17 protein-coding genes are annotated in these 19,620 nt (G+C 37.0%); 8 read left to right on the top strand and 9 right to left on the bottom strand.

Features of this window, described 5'->3' with window-relative positions:
- The first annotated feature begins 97 nt into the window (after positions 1-97).
- The 6 genes from ALFOR1_RS19425 (at position 98) to ALFOR1_RS19400 (ending at position 7,217) form a co-directional block, all read left to right on the top strand.
- A complete protein-coding gene (locus tag ALFOR1_RS19425; protein ID WP_058550281.1) occupies positions 98-1,633 on the top strand; it encodes a GGDEF domain-containing protein in 1,536 nt (511 codons plus the stop codon).
- A gap of 58 nt (positions 1,634-1,691) precedes the next feature.
- Positions 1,692-3,035, top strand: coding sequence for a nucleotide 5'-monophosphate nucleosidase PpnN (ppnN, locus tag ALFOR1_RS19420; protein ID WP_104644103.1), 1,344 nt, complete (start codon positions 1,692-1,694; stop codon positions 3,033-3,035).
- Between the two features lie 10 nt (positions 3,036-3,045).
- Entirely contained in the window at positions 3,046-3,819 is a 774-nt protein-coding gene (gene xni / locus ALFOR1_RS19415) for a flap endonuclease Xni (RefSeq protein ID WP_104644102.1), read from the top strand.
- Positions 3,820-3,888: 69 nt separating this feature from the next.
- Entirely contained in the window at positions 3,889-4,272 is a 384-nt protein-coding gene (locus ALFOR1_RS19410; protein ID WP_058550278.1) for a DUF3192 domain-containing protein, read from the top strand.
- A gap of 11 nt (positions 4,273-4,283) precedes the next feature.
- The gene (locus ALFOR1_RS19405) at positions 4,284-5,972 is read left to right on the top strand and encodes a hypothetical protein (RefSeq protein WP_104644101.1); all 1,689 of its coding nucleotides are present in this window, start codon (positions 4,284-4,286) and stop codon (positions 5,970-5,972) included.
- 237 nt (positions 5,973-6,209) lie between these two features.
- Entirely contained in the window at positions 6,210-7,217 is a 1,008-nt protein-coding gene (locus tag ALFOR1_RS19400; RefSeq protein ID WP_058550276.1) for an isocitrate dehydrogenase, read from the top strand.
- A gap of 246 nt (positions 7,218-7,463) precedes the next feature.
- Here the strand turns inward: ALFOR1_RS19400 and ALFOR1_RS19395 are convergent, their stop codons facing one another.
- Positions 7,464-10,469, bottom strand: coding sequence for an immune inhibitor A domain-containing protein (locus ALFOR1_RS19395; protein WP_104644100.1), 3,006 nt, complete (start codon positions 10,467-10,469; stop codon positions 7,464-7,466).
- A 477-nt stretch (positions 10,470-10,946) separates the two neighbouring features.
- On the opposite strand from ALFOR1_RS19395, the gene ALFOR1_RS19390 reads away from it, so the two are divergent.
- Positions 10,947-12,671 (top strand): acetolactate synthase 3 large subunit, encoded by a 1,725-nt coding sequence (locus tag ALFOR1_RS19390; protein WP_104644099.1) that lies wholly within the window; start codon positions 10,947-10,949, stop codon positions 12,669-12,671.
- A complete protein-coding gene (gene ilvN, locus ALFOR1_RS19385; protein ID WP_058550273.1) occupies positions 12,671-13,168 on the top strand; it encodes an acetolactate synthase small subunit in 498 nt (165 codons plus the stop codon). Before ALFOR1_RS19390 ends, ilvN begins: the two co-directional genes overlap by 1 nt.
- 370 nt (positions 13,169-13,538) lie before the next feature.
- Here ilvN and ALFOR1_RS19380 read toward each other — a convergent pair whose 3' ends face one another.
- From ALFOR1_RS19380 to ALFOR1_RS19345, 8 genes are all read right to left on the bottom strand, one after another.
- Positions 13,539-13,814: an HU family DNA-binding protein gene (locus ALFOR1_RS19380; RefSeq protein ID WP_004586404.1), complete on the bottom strand. Its 276-nt coding sequence runs from the start codon at positions 13,812-13,814 to the stop codon at positions 13,539-13,541.
- Positions 13,815-14,024: 210 nt separating this feature from the next.
- Positions 14,025-14,561, bottom strand: a complete 537-nt coding sequence (locus tag ALFOR1_RS19375) for a DUF3833 domain-containing protein (RefSeq protein ID WP_104644098.1) — start codon at positions 14,559-14,561, stop codon at positions 14,025-14,027.
- 3 nt (positions 14,562-14,564) lie between these two features.
- Positions 14,565-15,053 carry a chalcone isomerase family protein gene (locus ALFOR1_RS19370; protein WP_370592861.1) on the bottom strand — a complete coding sequence of 163 codons (489 nt, stop codon included), beginning with the start codon at positions 15,051-15,053 and terminating at the stop codon, positions 14,565-14,567.
- Positions 15,054-15,134: 81 nt separating this feature from the next.
- Positions 15,135-15,644 carry a DUF2878 domain-containing protein gene (locus ALFOR1_RS19365; protein WP_104644097.1) on the bottom strand — a complete coding sequence of 170 codons (510 nt, stop codon included), beginning with the start codon at positions 15,642-15,644 and terminating at the stop codon, positions 15,135-15,137.
- Positions 15,622-16,884: an SAM-dependent methyltransferase gene (locus ALFOR1_RS19360; protein WP_104644096.1), complete on the bottom strand. Its 1,263-nt coding sequence runs from the start codon at positions 16,882-16,884 to the stop codon at positions 15,622-15,624. The genes ALFOR1_RS19365 and ALFOR1_RS19360 overlap by 23 nt, the downstream gene beginning before the upstream one ends.
- Positions 16,885-16,935: 51 nt before the next feature.
- Positions 16,936-17,664 carry a DUF1365 domain-containing protein gene (locus tag ALFOR1_RS19355; protein ID WP_058550268.1) on the bottom strand — a complete coding sequence of 243 codons (729 nt, stop codon included), beginning with the start codon at positions 17,662-17,664 and terminating at the stop codon, positions 16,936-16,938.
- Entirely contained in the window at positions 17,657-18,913 is a 1,257-nt protein-coding gene (locus ALFOR1_RS19350) for an NAD(P)/FAD-dependent oxidoreductase (protein WP_104644095.1), read from the bottom strand. Before ALFOR1_RS19350 ends, ALFOR1_RS19355 begins: the two co-directional genes overlap by 8 nt.
- On the bottom strand, positions 18,910-19,620 hold the full coding sequence (locus ALFOR1_RS19345) for an SDR family NAD(P)-dependent oxidoreductase (RefSeq protein WP_058550266.1): 711 nt from the start codon (positions 19,618-19,620) through the stop codon (positions 18,910-18,912). The genes ALFOR1_RS19350 and ALFOR1_RS19345 overlap by 4 nt, the downstream gene beginning before the upstream one ends.

Genomic DNA, 19,620 nt, shown 5'->3' with positions numbered 1-19,620 from the left:
CTTTAAATTTTATAAGTTTTTTACTAGATAACTACACTTAATAAAATTTTGTTGTAAACTGAACTTAATGAAACTAATACAATGGCGGTATGCTTAGGTGACTGAAAAATCTAAAGCTACAGATAAAAAGTTGAAACAAGCTATTGATGCTCGTATGGCAGTAGAAACTGCGCGAAAACACCAAGTTGATATTTTATCTAATTTAGCTGCAAAATTGTCTTTGAGCTGTAAAGGCCTAGACACAGAGCTTGATAATAGATTAGCTAGGTTTCGTTCTGCATTAGTAAAAGGGGTTAGTTTTGAAAATTTATCACCACTAATTGACGAACTGGTTGGCCTATTACAAAACCAAGAGGCAGTTCAACTAGCGCAGCAAAGAGATTTATTTACGAGTGTTCAAAGCGCAGGTAAGCAACTACAAAAAACAAAAGGCTTACCAGATGAAACGCGTCGTACTTTGCGTCACTTATTAGATCATGAAATAAATAACGTTCAGTCTACGCACGACTATATCCCTTTATTAGATCAACTCATTAGCTTTTATCATCAAGCTCTTCAAACCAAACTAGCAGCAAACCAAGGTGAAGGCGGCTCAGTATCCTCACAAATGGCAAAGCAATTGTTAGAGCTTGCCAATGAGTTAGTTCTTGAAGATGAGTCGACGGATCAAATAAAAGTAATAAAAAATACAATCACTGATAGCGACAGCCTAGAAAACCTTCTTGATGCTGCAATAAAAATAATAAGCGTTATCGTAAAAAATATTAATAAAGAACGTCAGTCAGCTCAAAGTTTTTTAACTTCACTTAATCAAACATTAGAAGAGCTACATCACTCGATTGTATCTACCAGTAAACACTCTGAATCAATGAATGTTGAGTTTAATATTTTAAACAAAAGCATTGAAAGTAAAATTAAAAATCTCAATGAGCAAACTCAACAGGCCACCTCAATCTCATCGTTAAAAGAGCTTGTTGATAACGAATTAAAATCTTTGAGTGAAGACTTCATCGCCAAAGAAAAATTAGAACAAGAAGACCGTCAAATGCTTGTTTCTAGTTTTGATAGCATTACAAAACGAATTGTTACCCTAGAAAGCAAGTTAACAACGTATAAAAAACGCTTAAACGAACAACGTTTTAAAAGCTTACTTGATGGGCTTACAAAATTACCTAATCGCGCTGCCTTTGACGAGCGCTACAATCATGAAATGCACCTATTTAATGTGCAACCATCAGATGTTACCCTTGCGGTGATTGATGTAGACCATTTTAAATCAATAAATGACCGATTTGGCCACACAGCGGGTGATATTACATTACAGGTTATTTCTAAAGCACTGCAAAAGTCGGTAAGAAAATCTGATTTTATAGCCCGTTACGGCGGTGAAGAATTTGTATTATTAATGCCGGGTGTATCGCTAGAAAACGCCGCACTTCCGCTTGATAAGGTTAGAAAGGTTATTAAAAATATTCCTTTTAAATTTAGAGAAAAACAAATAGAGATCACTATTTCTGTTGGTGCGACTCAATTTAAAAAAGGCGATACCCCGCTCAAAGCATTTGATAGAGCAGATGACGCCCTTTACGAAGCAAAAAATTCTGGTCGGGATCGCCTTTGTACTAGTAAGTAATAAATGTTGTTTATTTATTACCACGCAGTTTACTATTTTAGCCTCAAGGAGAACGCCGATGTTAATACAGTTAAACCCTACTGGGGTTTTAGATTTACTGTCGCAATTAGAAGTTGATTTATTAGAGAAATCTTCCGCTAGCGAGCGTTATAAGTTATTTAGAAACTGTGCGCTTGCAGTTCTTAATGTAGGTAGCCATACCGATTCAAGCAACGAAATTTATGACAAATATCAAGACTTCGACATTCGATTAGTTAGCCGTGAACGTGGTATTAAAATTGAACTTGAAAACCCACCCGAAACAGCTTTTGTTGATGGCGAAATAATTACAGGTATTCACGAACATATTTTTTCGGTTATTCGTGACATTTTATTTATTTGCCAAAAATATGAAAAGGATCTTAAAGAGCAAAAAGCTATCACACATATGGTTTTTGATATGCTTAGAAATGCAGGCGCTTTGAGAGTAAATAGCGAGCCAAGCATGATAGTTTGTTGGGGCGGCCACTCAATTAACGAAATTGAATACAAATACACTAAGCAAGTTGGCTATGAACTTGGCCTACGTGGTTTAAATATTTGTACAGGTTGCGGCCCTGGTGCCATGAAAGGCCCAATGAAAGGTGCAACTATTGGTCATGCTAAACAGCGAAATACCGATAATCGTTATTTAGGGTTAACCGAGCCAAGCATTATTGCTGCTGAGCCACCAAACCCGATCGTAAATGAACTTGTTATTTTACCTGACATTGAAAAACGCTTAGAAGCATTTATAAGAACAGCCCACGCAATTATTATTTTCCCTGGTGGTGCAGGTACAGCAGAAGAATTACTATATCTTTTAGGGATTTTACTTCACCCAGATAACGCTAAGCAGTGTTTACCTGTAATTTTAACAGGGCCAAAAGAAAGTGAAGCGTATTTTAATGAGCTTTGCCAATTTATTGAAATGACTTTAGGCACGCAAGCACTCGATAAATTTGAAGTGATCATAGATAACCCTGAACTCGTTGGCCAAAAGCTAAAGTCTGCCATGGCAAGTGTACGAAATTATCGTAAAAGTGAAGGTGATGCTTACTACTTTAATTGGACACTTAAAATTGATAACGATTTTCAGCAACCGTTTGCCCCTACTCACGAAAATATGGCAAACCTCGACTTACATCTTGAACAACCCAAGCAACAATTAGCGGCTAATTTACGCCGTGCGTTTTCAGGTATAGTTGCCGGTAATGTAAAAGATGAAGGTATAAAAGCCATTAAACAAAATGGGCCTTATATTTTAAGTGGCGAGCCGGCCTTAATGACCGATATGGATAAACTACTACAAGCATTTGTTGACCAAGGTAGAATGAAACTCCCTGGTAGTAAATATATTCCGTGTTACAAAATAAAAGCATGAGTTATATAGTTTGAAACCCCAATTACTTCTTATTGATGCGCTTAATTTAATTAGGCGCATTTACGCTGTTGATGCTAATCAAAAACACCACAGTGATGCACAAATGATTGAAATATGCTGCTCACGTGTTGCCCACGCATGTAAAAAACTACTTAAAAGTAGTAATGCAACACATGCTATTGCGGTCTTTGATGGAGATAGAAGCTGGCGATACCATTTTTACAAAGATTACAAACATTCACGCGCACCAATGCCGCAAATGTTAAAAGACGCATTAGTAGATTTTAAAACGGCAATAGAACAAACAGGCATTGTTGTATTTGAACCCGTTAACGATGAAGCTGACGATATAATAGCAACGCTTGCTTACAAGGCCTCCAGTAATCAAATAAGTAACATTGTAGTATCAACGGATAAAGGGTTTTTACCACATATTGGCTCTTACATTACCGTTTACGATTACTTTAAAAAGTTATACCTTGACGAGACAAGTATAAAAGATCGTTTTGGAGTAGAGAAAAACAAGCTGGTTGATTTTTGGGCTCTAGCAGGCGATAAAACCAATGATATACCTGGCGTTAAAGGTATTGGCACAAAGTCTGCGCAGCAATTAGTAAATAACTATAGCTCTATTGAGCAAGCGCTAGAGGATGACTCTTTAACCCCTAGTATTAAAAATAAGCTTGCCGCTAATATGGATATGTATGTTATTTCAAAACACTTGGTTAGTTTGCGTACCGATATAAATTTAGGCTTTAGTTTAAAGCAGTTAAGACTAAGTTAATCGCAAGTTTATAGCCTGCGTTACCATCAATACGTATACTATTATTAGTTACAGCAGCCAGAGTTAAGCATGTTGAAAAAGTTTATTAGATATTTAATTTTAGGTTTAGGGCTATATGCGCTAATAGCAGCATCTGTGATCATGTTTTATAAAGACGATCCGCAAGCTATGATCTGGCAAGACCGCGAAGCATTTAATAAACGATTTATAGAAAAATTATCTCTTGAGCAACCCACTACTTTAAATAGTGTGCTTGATTACTTAGGCAGCCCCGATTTAACGTATGCTAAACGCGATGGAGAACAAGTTTTTCAAATTGTTTTTTATCGTACACAACATAAAACATCTGACGGTATTACAACAATGGATGAATGTACTGGATTACTTTTTAAAAATGGACAGCTTTTTTTATGGGGTCCCAGCGCTTATAACAAATACCAAGAACAAAATTAGGTGCAGGTTTAATGGAAGAAACCGTATCAACCACCTTAGAGCAGCTACTTAGTAATACGCAGTTATTTTTAGGTACTTATAGTAATAAAAAAAAGTGGACAGCCATATACCCTATGGCAAATAAACTCGCCGAACAATATAGAACACTCTATGCTGAACAACCCCATGCTCTTCAAGCACGGCTTACGCTTTACAATCCAAATTATTCATACGCTACAAACCTCGTTATTGCACAGTGCGTTGTCACTGCAGCTCTGTGTAAATCTCAAAGCTACGACTCAAAGCTAAGCGAGCTATATATTAGCACCGCGCTTATTGAGCATTTATGTGTTGGTGCTCAGTTAAATAAATTAGGCAATCAAGATGAGTTTACCGATACAGATAAACATATTTGGAAGATGCGTCATAAACTAGCTGCAAAGATTATGCTTACGGCTGGAGAGCCAGCCCAGCACGTTGCGCAATTGCTAGCTAAGCTAAATAAATACAAGCAAGCATTGGTGAGTACCCCAAAAATTATGCTTTACGACGGCGGTATTACACTACTTGCCATCGCAAATATCATTGCAATGAACATTAGCAATAACTCGCAAAATAAGCATATGAGCATATATAAAGCTTTAAGTGATTTATATATTCGGACTCCAAACTTGTTTGCCCTAGAACTAATTAAATCACTAGTTTCTCATTTGGGTCCGTTATTACCAGGTAGCCGAGTAAACTATGCTGACCAATCAATGATTTATTTAGCGACAGATCCCCAAGGGAAGCATGTATTAATAAGCACTGAAAATCCTAAAAAACTCGTGTGGTACAAAGTTAAAGCATCCTTTAGCGACAACGCAAAACAATGGAGCTGCGTTAATAAAAGCATTAGCTTTACGGTATTTAATAGCGAGCATATTAAAACAAAAAGTCCCTCGTTTGAAAATAAAGCACAAGAGCTGCTTAATTTAATTAGCCACATTAAATTACAACATGAATACAGTTATAAAGGGTTAAGCCAACTAATGGCAGCCCACCCACTCGTGGTCGCAAATTTATGTGAAGCAGTAAAGCCTTATAATAAAGAGTATCAAGCCGCAAAAGATTTAAAGCACAGTCTGTCAATGGTCGGCTATTATAACGCGCCAGCTATAATACAACGTGTTGTATTTGAGCAGCTTGTAAATGTTACCCCCCACCCTTTGCATGCCTATATTGTTAATAGATTAAATGCACTGGTAAAAATAATGGCTTTGCTTGTAAGTAAAAATAAACACGATCAGTTTGAGCATATAACATTGCCCTTATATGCTTATACACATTTTTTACTAACACAGTGCAGTAAATTACTTTCTCGTAAAACATTAATAGACAGCACCCCTAATAAAATATTGAGCGCGCCCATTTGCTCATTTTTTGGCGTAAAAGAAGTTAATTCTGATGCACTAACTCAGCAATTAACTCATTTATTAAGTGATAACCCATGGACAATGGCATTATTAGAAGCAGAGCAAACACCTAAAAAACATTTAACTAACTCTCATAAGCTATGGGTGTCGCTCAAGATACTTGCACAGATCGTATTTAAACCAGACCTTGAAATGAGTGCTTGGCAAAAGCAAACATTAAACGAGCAACTAAAAATACAAAAGTGGCATGACGAAACAGATTTCAATCAACATTTAGCTGCTTTGGGTATATTCAATAGTATTTAACCTAAATTGCGAATAATAAATCTAATTTAAGTTGACTAAAGGTTATTTAATATTTCTATACCCACTATAAATTTCATTTATACCCGGTATTTACTGTATAAACTAGCAAAATGGGTGATAAATTGGTATAAATGCGCCCTTAAATTTTCAAGCACGTTCACATAAATGACCTAACAAGCAGTTACTCTCTCAGAGTAATAATTTATGTGCAAATCAAACTCTTTAAAGGAAAAGTCAATGGCCAAACAAACCATCACAGTGATCAAAGGCGACGGCATCGGTCCGAGCATTATCGACTCAGCACTTGAAATATTAAAAGCCGCAGGTTGCGACTTTGATTATGAATTTGTTGATGCAGGCCTTGCAGCACTTGAAAAAACAGGTGAGCTACTTCCACAGGAAACAATTGATACAATAGCTAAAAATAAAATCACTTTAAAAGGCCCATTAACTACGCCTGTAGGTGAAGGTTTTACGTCTATTAACGTTACACTGCGTAAGCAATTTGGTTTATACGCAAATGTTCGCCCTGTGAAATCGTTTGTTGGTACTAAAGCACGTTACGACGATATTGATATCATCACTATTCGTGAAAACACGCAAGGTATGTACTCAGGCGCAGGCCAAGTGGTTAGTGAAGATGGCAACGAAGCTGAAGCAAAATCAGTGATCACACGTGAAGGCGCAGAAAAAATTGTAACGTTTGCTTACGAGCTTGCAATACGTGAAGGCCGTAAAAAAGTAACAGCGGTACATAAAGCTAACATATTAAAATCAACATCAGGCTTATTTTTAAAAGTAGCCCGTGAAGTAGCTGAGCGTTACCCACAAATTGAGTCAACAGAAATGATTGTTGATGCAACATGTATGAAACTTGTAATGACACCAGAAGAGTTTGACGTAATTGTAACGACTAACTTATTTGGTGATATTTTATCAGACTTATGTGCAGGTTTAGTGGGTGGTTTAGGTATGGCTCCAGGCGCTAACATTGGTGAAGATGCCGCTATTTTTGAAGCTGTACACGGTAGTGCGCCAGATATCGCAGGTAAAAACTTAGCTAATCCTACATCAGTAATCTTAGCGTCTATTCAAATGCTTGAGCATTTAGACATGGGCGACACTGCAGAGCGAATTCGTAGCGCTGTAGCTGATGTGATTAAATCAGGTGATCGTACAACACGTGATTTGGGCGGCAGCCACGGTACTACAGACTTCACTCAATCAGTGATTGATCGTCTTTAAAAAGTAGCCGCTTAATATCGGCTTCTATTTGAACGTTAAAAAGCCAGCTATGCTGGCTTTTTTGCTTTTACGGGCGAAGAAATAGTTTTATACCAATTCGCTTAATTAATTGATCTATTTTGAGGTAGGAAAAACGTGTTGATAGCGAGGCAAAAAAATCGCTACTTGCTCTACCTTCTGCATCCATGCAGTCATTAATGAGAATTTTTTAACACAGGTAGCGACACGTTTAGCCTTGTGGAATGATTAAGTATTTTTGCCCATTGGTATTACTCTCAGGGTACTAAAGGCTAATAAAATAAGTAAGCCTACTAGTGTTCCACCACTTGAGCCTGAACTACTTTGCTCTATGTTTACGCCTACAGTTAAGCTTTCAGTAATAACTTCGCCCGTATGAGCATCAGTCGCTTTAAGTGTCACAGTATAACTCCCTTCATTTTGATAAACATAACTTGGGTTTTGTATGTTAGAAGTACTTCCATCACCAAAATTCCAGTTGTATGTGTAGTTACCAAAACCACCGCTTATATCACTATTAAACTGAACATTTAAATTATTAGAAGTAAAACCACTTTCAATGCTCATAGGCACTGTTGTAGAAATATCTAGCGTTTTTTCAGTTTGATTTCCTTGACTGTCTGTTACGGTCAGTTCAACTTGGTAATTACCTGAATATAAATAACTATGTGTAATACTCTGCGTCGCTAAGCTGTTATTATCACCTAAGCTCCACTGATAAGTAAAAGGTGAAACGCCACCCGTAATATTAGCTTGGGCTGTCAATACCCCTTGGTTAATATCATAATCAACCTCGTTAATTGCTAATGGCTTAGTAATATTTACTTCAGCGGTAAATACTTGCTCAGCATTATCGTTGCTAACAATAAACTCAACATTATAAGTGCCAAAATCATCATACTCATGAGAAGGTGCAAGCTCAGTGCTTGTTGAGCCATCATCAAAACGCCACATAAACTTATCGGTTGGTATTAAAGTTAATCCTTCAATATCAAATTGCACATTAAGATCATTAATACTAAATTTAATCCCATTTGCAGAACTATAACTTAGCTCAACACTAACGCTTTCGTTATTAGTTGATTGATTTAATAAAGTAAACCCAAAACCTAATTGTGGTAATTCAACACCAGATTCAGTTTGTTGTGAAAAACTATAATCTGTTTTATCACTAAACTCACTAATGGCTGATAAATCGTTGTCGCCTAACCCTGCACGCTGGTCATATAAACTAAATGCAGCATCGCGTATTTGTATTGCCGTATTGGCAGTTGTTTGCGTAGTGCCTGTTTTAATTGCTCGCTGGTCTGCGTCAACAACTAACGCAAAGCCAGTTCCTGGGTGCTCGGTGGTATTATTATCTGATTGTGATTCGTCGGCGTACCACAAAAGTACTCCCGGGGAATATTGCTCACTTTGCAATCCGCTATCGATACCTAGATAAGATCTTAATTGTAAATAGTAATGCGATGGTGCGGCGTATATGTAACTACCTATTCTTTCAAAGTTTGTTAGTTGAGCAGATGTTTGCACTTCTGCGTTGTTTTGCCAAATTAACGTTTCGTTTTGCCTAACCTTCATATCATCAACAACAAAACCATAGTAATGGGTATTTGCATCAGTTATGTATTCAATACTAAACTCTACTGTTTGCCCTGCATAAGAGGTTAAATCAAACTCATGCGTTAAATAGCCGTTAGGTTGTTTAGCATCACTATTTAAAAAAGAATCACCGGTAATGTAAGGCCCAATATCGCCATAATATGGGTTAATAGCTTGGGTGTAATTGCCACTAATTGGCGTACCATTCACTTTTATTTGCACTAAATCGTAATCACGTTCAATGCTGTAATAGGCATTAAAACTTAGCATTAGTGCATCATTGCTCGGTGGCAGTTCTATCGTATTTATAAAACTATTACGCAGGTTATCACCTGTATTTGAATAATATTGAAACTCCCCTTCTACCGGTGTTTTAAACTTTTCTAGACGCTTAGGTAAAACAACTTTTAATTGGCTTTGTGATTGTGAAGTACTTGAGGTATCAACAAGTATTTGCTCAGAATTTGCGTTAACTTCTGTCATTTCAAGCTCTAGCTGATTGACCCAATTTCCCTGATAGCGCGTTTGTAAGTATTCAAGCGCATAAGGACTAAACATCACAGGCTCTGAGCCCCTTAAAGCCCCCGACCAACTACCAGTAGACATAACAGACCAAGATGCAACCGGCTCACCCACAGTATTAGATTGTAAATCGTATTCATCAAGCAACCCTAAATCGTGGCCAAACTCGTGCACAACTACACCAATTCCAGCATCAATTGGGTTAATTGTATAGCCAAAAAGCTTAACAGAACTTCCCGTTACTTCACTAGGTTGGCTGTTTTCATCAAATACATAGTAACGATGAGACCAAATCGCATCGGTAGCTAAGTAACCTCCTCCAGCTTCTTCACCAATACTTGAATGAAAAATCATCACATGGTCTATTATTCCGTTGGGTTCGTTAATAATACCGTCACCGTCAATATCGTCTAAATCAGTAAGGTCGTAATCACTTAAATTGATATTATATTGTGCTACAGCTTTTTCTACTGCTTCTTTAACTAAAGATGGCGCATTAATATCTCGGGTATTCCCTTGTCTTTCTCCATATACTTTGGCGTTACTATCAGCGGTTACCCAGCCATAAACATCACCGCTAAAATTTAAGCTTGCACCCGACGCGTCTGAATAATAGCTTTTTGCGGTTAATAGGCTTTGATCATCTGGACCTAAATAACTTTCGCTATTAAATAACATCTGTTGATAATGTTCTTTAGAGTAATCAGCGTAAAACATATCGGTATCTTGGGCTGTTAACTTATTATCGTCATGTTTCAAATCAGGAAAGTCTATTAATATAGTCAGTATTTTAACTTGATTTACAGTCTGATCGGGAATCAAAGCAGTAGAAAAACTTACTTGAGATTTTACTGAAACCGTTGAATTATGAATTTTAGAATTAAATTGCCTAAAACCATTTTTAATTAAATGTTGGTTATTAGCACTCATATCCATGTATTGATCATATGATGACTCAAGATCACTCGGCGCAATGTTATCTCTTTTATTAAGCCAATATAAAATACGTTCCTTGTTAGTAATACCCACATCATGTGGAGATGCTTTATCAGCAATTGCTAAAGGACTTATTAATGTAGATAAAAGCGAAATTATAGTCACTTTTTTCACTGTAGATTCCTCAATCATTTTTATGAATTCATCATACCTAAAATTTACTATTTAGGCAGTTTCTAAAACATATAATTAACACAATTAAACTTAGCTAAATTTAATTGTTATGCTTACCTTTATAACAGTAAAAAATGCATAATATTTACTGAGTACTCAGATAAAAACACCACATTTTGCAATTTCAAGTTGAAAAATAATTTAAAATGAAATTTCAATGCAAAAAAGCCATTTCAAGGTTGACATAGAGCCTTAAAACCCTTAAAAATAACCTTATACAGAATATTTAATTTAAAAGCAGTGTTTTGCTAAATAGAGTAAAAACTATGAACACACAAATTAACCTTTTAGTCGTACTCGTACTGGTCTTAGTTATAAGCCCAGCGGGGATGTATTAAAAGGTGATACTGCTTTTTAAAAACCCTCGCACTACGCGGGGGTTTTTTTATGCACAAAAAAGCGCACAGAGGAATGAGGATGAGCAAACAAGAGTATAATGGCTCTGAACTAGTAGTTCAGGCATTGAAAGACTTAAAGGTTAAATACATATTTGGCTACCCCGGTGGTTCGGTTTTAGACTTATATGATGCACTTTTTCAGCAAGATGATATTGAGCATATTTTAGTACGCCATGAACAAGCAGCAACGCACATGGCTGATGGCTATGCCCGTGCCACCGGTGAAGTAGGTGTTGTACTTGCAACCTCTGGCCCTGGCGCTACAAACTGTATTACAGGAATTGCTACAGCTTATATGGATTCAATCCCTATGGTTGTTTTATCAGGCCAAGTACCGACTAATTTAATTGGTGATGATGCCTTTCAAGAAACCGACATTGTTGGTTGTTCGCGCCCTGTGGTTAAACACAGCTTTAACTGTCGAAGTGCTAAAGAGATCCCAGCGATCCTTGCAAAAGCGTTTTATATTGCAAGTACTGGTCGCCCAGGCCCTGTAGTGGTTGAGCTACCAAAAGATATGCTCAACCCAGCGATTAAGTTTGAGTACGAATTTCCTAAAACTACCGAGCTTAGAACCTATAGCCCAAATACAAAAGGTCATTCAAAACAAATACGCAAAGCAGTAACTGCTATTCTTGAAGCAAAAAAATTAGTGATTTATTCTGGCGGCGGAATTGTACTTTCTAATACCTCAGAGCAATTAACTCACTTAGTTGAATCATTAAATGCTCCTATTACAAATACTTTAATGGGCCTTGGTGGTATTTCAGGTGTACACCCTAATTTTGTAGGCATGCTTGGAATGCATGGTACGCTTGAAGCAAATAAAGCAATGGCCAACGCTGATGTAATTTTAGCCTTAGGCGCACGTTTTGATGATCGTGTTACAAATAACGTTAACAAGTTTTGCCCTAACGCAACCATCGTGCATGTTGATGTAGATCCGACCTCAATTTCTAAAACTATTAAAGCTCATATTCCAGTTGTAGGGTGTTTAGCAACGGTTATAGAACAACTACAAACTGCTATTGATAAAAGCCCAATACAAATTGATAGAAGCGCCCAAGAAGATTGGTGGCGACAAATTATTAGCTGGCGTGAACAAAAATGCCTTAATTACAACGCCGATGGCGATAAAATTAAGCCCCAAGCTGTTATTGAAGCAGTGTACAAAGCAACAAATGGCGATGCATATGTAAGCTCAGACGTAGGTCAGCATCAAATGTTTGCCGCTCAATATTACCCGTTTAAAAACCCTCGCCAGTGGATCAACTCTGGAGGCCTAGGCACTATGGGCTTTGGTTTACCTGCTGCAATGGGCGTTAAACTTGCGTTCCCAGATAAAGAGTCTGTATGTGTAACGGGCGATGGTTCTATTCAAATGAACATCCAAGAGCTATCAACGTGTTTGCAATATAACTTAGCTGTTAAAGTTGTATCATTAAATAACCGCTCTTTAGGTATGGTACGCCAATGGCAAGACATGATTTACGGCGGTCGCCATTCATCGTCTTACATGGACTCTTTACCTGACTTTGTAAAACTTGTAGAAAGTTACGGTCACGTTGGTATAAAGGTAGACACGCTCGATGAACTACAACCAGCGATAGACAGAGCTATGAGTATAAATGACCGTTTAGTATTTTTAGATATAAACGTTGATGAAAAAGAACATGTATACCCAATGCAAATTAAGTTAGGCGGCATTGATGAGATGTGGTTACGTAAAGGAGTAAAAGCATAATGCGTCGTATTTTATCTATATTATTAGAAAACGAACCTGGTGCACTATCGCGTATCGTTGGGCTTTTTTCACAACGTGCTTATAACATTGATAGCCTTACGGTGGGTACTACTGACGATCAATCACTATCGCGTATCACTATTACAACTATGGGTGATGACAGAATTGTTGAGCAAATTACGAAACAAGTAAATAAGCTTGTTGATGTACTTAAAATCATCGACTTAACAGAAATGAGCCATATTGAGCGTGAGTTATTACTTGTTAAGGTATTTGCCCAAGACGAAACCACACGCGCTGCCGTAACACGTGTGGTTGATGTGTTCCAAGGCGCTATTTTAGATATGGGCCGACAAAGTTACAGCCTACAACTTGTAAGCAGTACAGACAAAATAGAATCGTTTTTAGACACACTGCGTCATGAAACAGACATTATTGAAGTTGTACGCTCAGGTGCCGTTGGTATCGGACGAGGCGACAAAGCTTTAAAAGCGTAACTTTAAATACGTTACAGCCCATTTTTAGTGAGTTTTAAGCAAAATCCCTGCTAAGTAATTAGTAGGGATTTTTTATGGTCTGTACCTATAAAAAATCATACTGATTCGTTTAATTAAGAGCAATTTTGGGCAATAAACCGTATAAGCAAGAGGCAAAAAAGTTGTTGTTTAGTTATTAACACTAATTGCTTTTGCATTGCTCTACGGCCTGCATTAATACAGTCGTATATTAGAAATTTTTAACGCATTAACGTCAATTTAATTGAGTATTATTGCGGATTAGTAGTTGACCCGCTTTGGTGGCAACTTTTATACAGGCAAAAAAAAAGAGCTTAATAGCTCTTTTTTAAAAAATTCTGTAAATCGCCAATTAAGGGTTTACTTGGTCTTTAAGACCTTTACCTGCTTTAAAGCTTGGGATAGTTGCCGCTGCGATTTGGATCTCAGCACCCGTTTGTGGGTTACGGCCAGTGCGTGCTGCACGTTCTTTAACTGAGAAAGTACCAAAACCAACTAATGCAACTGAATTACCTTCTTTTAAAGAAGAAGTTACAGCGCCAGTAAACGCGTCAAGTGCACGTGTAGCAGCAGCTTTAGAGATTTCTGCATCAGTAGCGATTTTTTCAACTAATTGAGCTTTATTCATTGTTAGATTCCTATTCGTTATTATTTTGCCTTCGCAAAACCTATCTTTATGCATTTTTAAAGAGTTAGCAACAGCAAATTGCGTTTTTTGCTTAAATTCTTAAAAAATGCGTAAAATTTAAATAATTCTCGGTAAAATACAGCGTGTTGGGTTAACAAAGACTTAATTTGAGTACAATTTTGGTGCAAGTTAAACAACGACGTAAATCAACTATATTTTTTCGATAACTAAGGTCACTTCCCCGACCTCGACACCAAACTTAACAATAGATGTGCGGTTTATCAAGCGCGATTGTGTAACCAGGTACATCCAATCGTCAAAGTTTACATTTAATGTTGAGCCATCGTAAGGTAGCTCTACATTGTAGTTCCAGTGAAACACACTGCCCATACTTTTTCCTTTAGCTACACCTGTAACATCTGCGGCTGTGCCCGTTAATGTATTATCATCGTTAAGTGTTACTTTCCAAACACGCCTTTGCGCTTCACCATCGTCGTATACAAAATCTTCTTCAATAACGCCTTGTGAGCCATTCCAGCTTGCATTCATATCAACAACAAGCTTTCGGGTTAATTCACCTTTAAAGTCTTGTACAACGCCATATGCTTTTAATTCACCACTAAAAAACTCTTTGAAGTTAAACTCAGGTGAACTGTTTTTATAATGTTCAACACTCGGCGCTGAGCAGCTAATTAAAAATACGGCAAAAATACACACCATAAGTGGCTTTATCTTTAATAAGCTCATGAGTTAGTTTCCCAGTAGTTGTTGTCGAAGCGCAGGCTCAGACGTATTTTTATCAAGCCATATTGCCAAAAAATCATTAGCAAATTGAACATCATCTATTTGGCCCACTTTTTCATCATTATAATAAAATGTACTTTTACCATTTACGTCTGTTTCTAGCATTAAGGAGTCGCCTTTGCTTATATTTGGCCAAATATTAAGTAATTTATCAGCATACTTTTGAGATAAGTCAGGTTTGTTTAAGTGCTCCCACTGCTCTTTAGTTGCTTTAACAATGTCTTTTGCCTCAAAGTCACGCAAGTATTTAAGCTTAAATTTTATCGGGTTTTCACCGCTTTTATATTTACCAGAGGGTGTAAACAATGTGGCATCGTAAACGTCCCAAAATAAATACTCCATTCTGGCTTCGCCTACTTTTGTAAAGTCATCATTTGCATAGGCATTATAGGAGATGAGTAAAAAGCAAAAACTAATCAATAAATTTATTTTCAAAATCGTTCCTTAACTTTATAAAGTACTTAATATACGCGCTACAGAACAAGTTTGATCAAATCACAAGCAGGCTGAGGCATGCTAAAGAGATTTTGTGTTCAGCACCGCTTTTATTTTTGAGTTTATAAACAATATTAAAGTAAACATACTTGACCATATTAAGCCGTATATCAGCCAAAATTGTATCAGGGGAAATTGTAAGTTTAGTACACCAAAGCGTGCGCCGGCCCAGTAGCTTGCAGGTGCAAAGGCCAAACATACTAAAAATGCTTGCCAAAACTTAAGTGACGTCAAAAAAGACATTGAGCTGTTAATACATAGCACTAAAGAGGCCCATAAAAATACAAGCCAAAGAGGAAATGGGTAAGAATGAAACTCAAGCAATCCAATTTTTACAGCAATATACTCGCCTAGTAACCCTAGCGGAAGTGCTTTAAAAATTAAAATAGCATCGTGTTTTTTTTGCTTTGATAAATAAAACATCAGAGCAATTACTAAAGGCGTTACATAAATAGATTGCCCTTCAAGCAGTAATGATAAAAACCATACTGCTTGAAACAAGACAAAATTAATAACCGAGTGCAATTTCATCGTTATCGCTAGTAAAACGCGGTTTACGAGCCATTAAGTGAACCGTACTAGTGGCACGAGTTCTAAATGCCCCTTCACAGTAAGCAAAATAAAATAACCATAGTCTGTAAAAGCGTTCGTCAAATTTAGTTCTGTCTAACTCTGGCCAGCTTTGAATAAAACGCTCGCGCCAATCCGCTAATGTTCGCGCGTAGTGAGCACCAATATCATTCACAGTATGAATAACCATGTTTGTGTTATTTTTAATTTGTTCACTCATTTCGTTGAGCGATGGCAAACACCCACCAGGAAATATATATTGCTGAATAAAATCGGAATTTTTTAAATAATGTTTATAACGCTGATCGCTTATTGTTATTGCTTGAATAAGCATAGCGCCATTTTCTTTGAGTAAATCACCGCACTTGGTAAAAAAGCTTGGTAAATACTCATGGCCGACAGCTTCTATCATTTCAATCGAAACAAGCTTGTCGTACTGCCCTTCTAATAAACGATAATCAAGCTTTAATAACGTTATTTTTCTTTCAAGACCAAGGGCTTTAACCTTATTAGCAACGTAATCGTACTGCTCGTCAGAAATAGTTGTAGTTGTTACGTGGCAATCATAGTGGGTGGCTGCATAAATAGCGAAAGCACCCCAACCTGTACCAATTTCAATCACCGAGTCGCCTTGTTGTAACTCTACCTGCTCACAAATACGTTTAAGCTTATATTGCTGCGCCTCCTCAAGCGTTGCATCTTTACTAGGGTAAACGGCGCTTGAATACAACATTTCATCAGATAAAAAAGATTCATACAAATCATTACCTAAATCATAGTGAGCAACAATATTCTTTTTTGAACCAGACTCTGAATTTTTATTTTTAAAATGGTTAATTCTATGGGCAATATTACTAAAAAAAGAGAATTTCTTTTCAAAATTGTCTAATTGATCTTGGTTAATTGCAAAAATTTCGATAAGGCGCGTCAAGTTGTCGCAAGACCACTGGCCTAAAATATAAGATTCACCAGCGCCAACACTACCTGATAATGCAAATGCTTTATACATCGCTTTATCATTTACGCTTATAGTCACCTTTAAGTTTGACGAAGTATCACCAAAAACAGAGCGAGAGCTACCGTCAACTAAAACTACTTGGCCTGTTTCTATAGAAGAAAATGCGCCTATTACTAACTTTTTATAAAAGTTAGTAAACCAACCTGTGTTTTGTGCGCAATTTAAACTCGACACTTTTTCCATTGAATTACCTATATTATTGTTTTAACTACCAAGGCTTAACACCTAATGGCTTTACGAATGACCTAAAAAAGGCACTCTTTTAACAAACAACTTAAAAGCTTGAACATAAATACCTTTGAAAACAGACCACGTCATAGCTGGAAAGCGTTTTAGTAATTGACTAACCGCTTCTTTGGTTAGGTCTTGACGTTTTAGCCTAAGAGAAGCATCAAATAACAATGTTTCGTCTTTCTTATTTTCTATGTGTATCAATGTATTGCTAAGTGTATGTCGAATGTTCCAGTGGTAGTCCATATTCAAATCCATAAATGGTGATACGGAAAAAACCTTTTTAAAGTTCACTTTTTTTCCTAAAGGAACTAAATAGTAATGTCTCTCATTCCAAGGTGTATTACTTACTTCTGCTACTAAATACTTAAATTCGTCACTAGTGTGGCCATAAAAATAAAAATTTACTGGGCTGAAATAAATTCCAAAGCAACGCAACTGCCCCAACATATAAATATGCTCAAACTCTTCATTAACACCTAATGATTGCAATTGCATTTGTGCACGCTCAAACACGGTATGTTGCTGCGGATGAGGTACATTTTGTAAGTAGTCTGCCTGTTTAAACCTAAGTGCTTTAAACCCAAATGTACCCAACATAGGATGAATATTATTTAAGTTTAAAGGCTGCTTTAAGTCAACCCACATCATATAAAGCGAGTAGTTAAAGCTATGGTTTTTAACAGCAAATCGGCGATGTCTAACATCTCCTAAGTACACTGCACTAGTCAAACTCAACACCTAACTGCTTTGCTACGTCTACACCGCTTCGTACACCGTCTTCATGAAAGCCGTTATACCAATAAGCACCACAAAAATAACTGTTATTTTGCCCATCAATACTGTGTTTTTGCTTTTGTGCGGCTATGGATGATTGATTAAATACAGGGTGGTGGTAAGTAAACTCACGAAGTATTTTACTTTGTTCAATCCCCTGCAGGTGATTAAGCGTTACACAAAATTGTGTATCACTTGCAATTCCTTGCAAAATATTCATTTGATACGTAACAACTGCGGCTTTGTCTGTGTTGTTATTAAGAAGATAATTCCAGCTTGCCCACGCTGCTTTTCTGTCCGGTAATAAACTCGTATCGGTATGTAAAACCACAGAGTTTTCAGTATAAGCGATGGCACCTAATACGGATTGCTCTTGCGCTGTTGCATCACCCAAAAGGCTAAGTGCTTGGTCTGAATGGCAAGCAAAAATGACTTTATCAAATTCGTCTTTGTCACCATTTGCAAACTCAATAATAGCTTTGTCGTTAGTACGAATCACTGATTCTATATTACTATTTAGTTTTATTTTATCTGCAAACCCCTTAATTAAAGGGTTAATGTACTCACGAGACCCACCAGGAATAACAAACCACTGCGGACGGTTTGTTATGTCTAAGAGTCCATGATTAAAGAAAAATTTAACAAAAAACTCGACACCAACATTTTCCATTTCTTTAATACTGGTAGACCAAATAGCAGCGCCCATCGGCAAAATATAATGATATTTAAAAAAGTCGTTAAAGCCATGTTCGTTAAGTAACTCACCTAACGAGTGTTCTTGTTTGTAGTCACCTTGCTCGTAAATAGCTTTACACACTTTATTAAACTTAACAATATCGTATAAAAGACGCCAAAATTTAGGTCTAAATATATTTCTTCGCTGAGCAAACAAGCTTGTAAAAGTATGGCCGTTATATTCAAAGCCAGTAGCATCGTTATGCACGCTAAAACTCATTTGAGTAGGCTGTTTATCAATGCCTATACGAGCAAGTAGTTTTTCAAAGTATGGATAAGTTCTATCATTAAAAACAATAAAACCAGTATCAATAGCGTATTTGGCTCCGCTTATAGTTACATCAACTGTTGCAGTGTGCCCGCCTATGTAATCATTTTTTTCAAACACCGTTACATCGTAATGTTTATGAAGTAAATGTGCGGCAGTTAATCCAGATACACCAGATCCAATTATTGCTATTTTTTTCAACGAGTTAATCCTTTTGCGATTTTAAGCCATAGCGGGAGTGGTAATATTCGCAAAGCTTTTAAAATAAGTGTAAAACGATAAGGGAAATGAACTTCTTTGCGGCGCTTACCGATACCTTTAATCATATAATCTGCCGCCTCTTTTGCGGTAACCGCCATTGGCATAGGAAAGTCATTTTTGTTTGTGAGCGGTGTTTTTACAAACCCAGGATGAACTAGCGTTACATCAACGTCACTTAAATCTACGGCTAAGCTCTTAGCTAAATAACTAACGCCTGATTTAGATGCCCCGTAGGCTTCTGAACGAGGAAGCGGCAGATAAGTTACGCTTGAGCTTACTAATACAAGTTGGCCACCTGCATTAATTTTAGGTAGTAAAGCTTCTAGGCAGTAACCCATTGCTAATAAATTAACTGTAATGACACGTTCAAATAAAGCACTATCAAAATTTCGTGCATCATCAACATATTCACAATTGCCTGCGTTTAATATAACGCGGTCATATTGTGTAAAACCAATGGTTGATTGTTTAATATCATCCAGACTTGTGGCATCAAATTGACAAATTTGAATATTTTTATGCTGAGCAAGTTCAGCTAGTTTTTCTCTGTTTCGACCACAAGCAATAACGGTATCGCCCTGCTCAGCGTATTTAATCGCTAGTTGCTCACCAATACCTGAGGTAGCCCCTGTAATTAATGTAATCAT

Origin of the sequence: Pseudoalteromonas carrageenovora IAM 12662, from assembly GCF_900239935.1 — a bacterium.
Taxonomy (GTDB): domain Bacteria; phylum Pseudomonadota; class Gammaproteobacteria; order Enterobacterales; family Alteromonadaceae; genus Pseudoalteromonas; species Pseudoalteromonas carrageenovora.
This window is presented reverse-complemented; position numbering and strand designations above follow the sequence as displayed.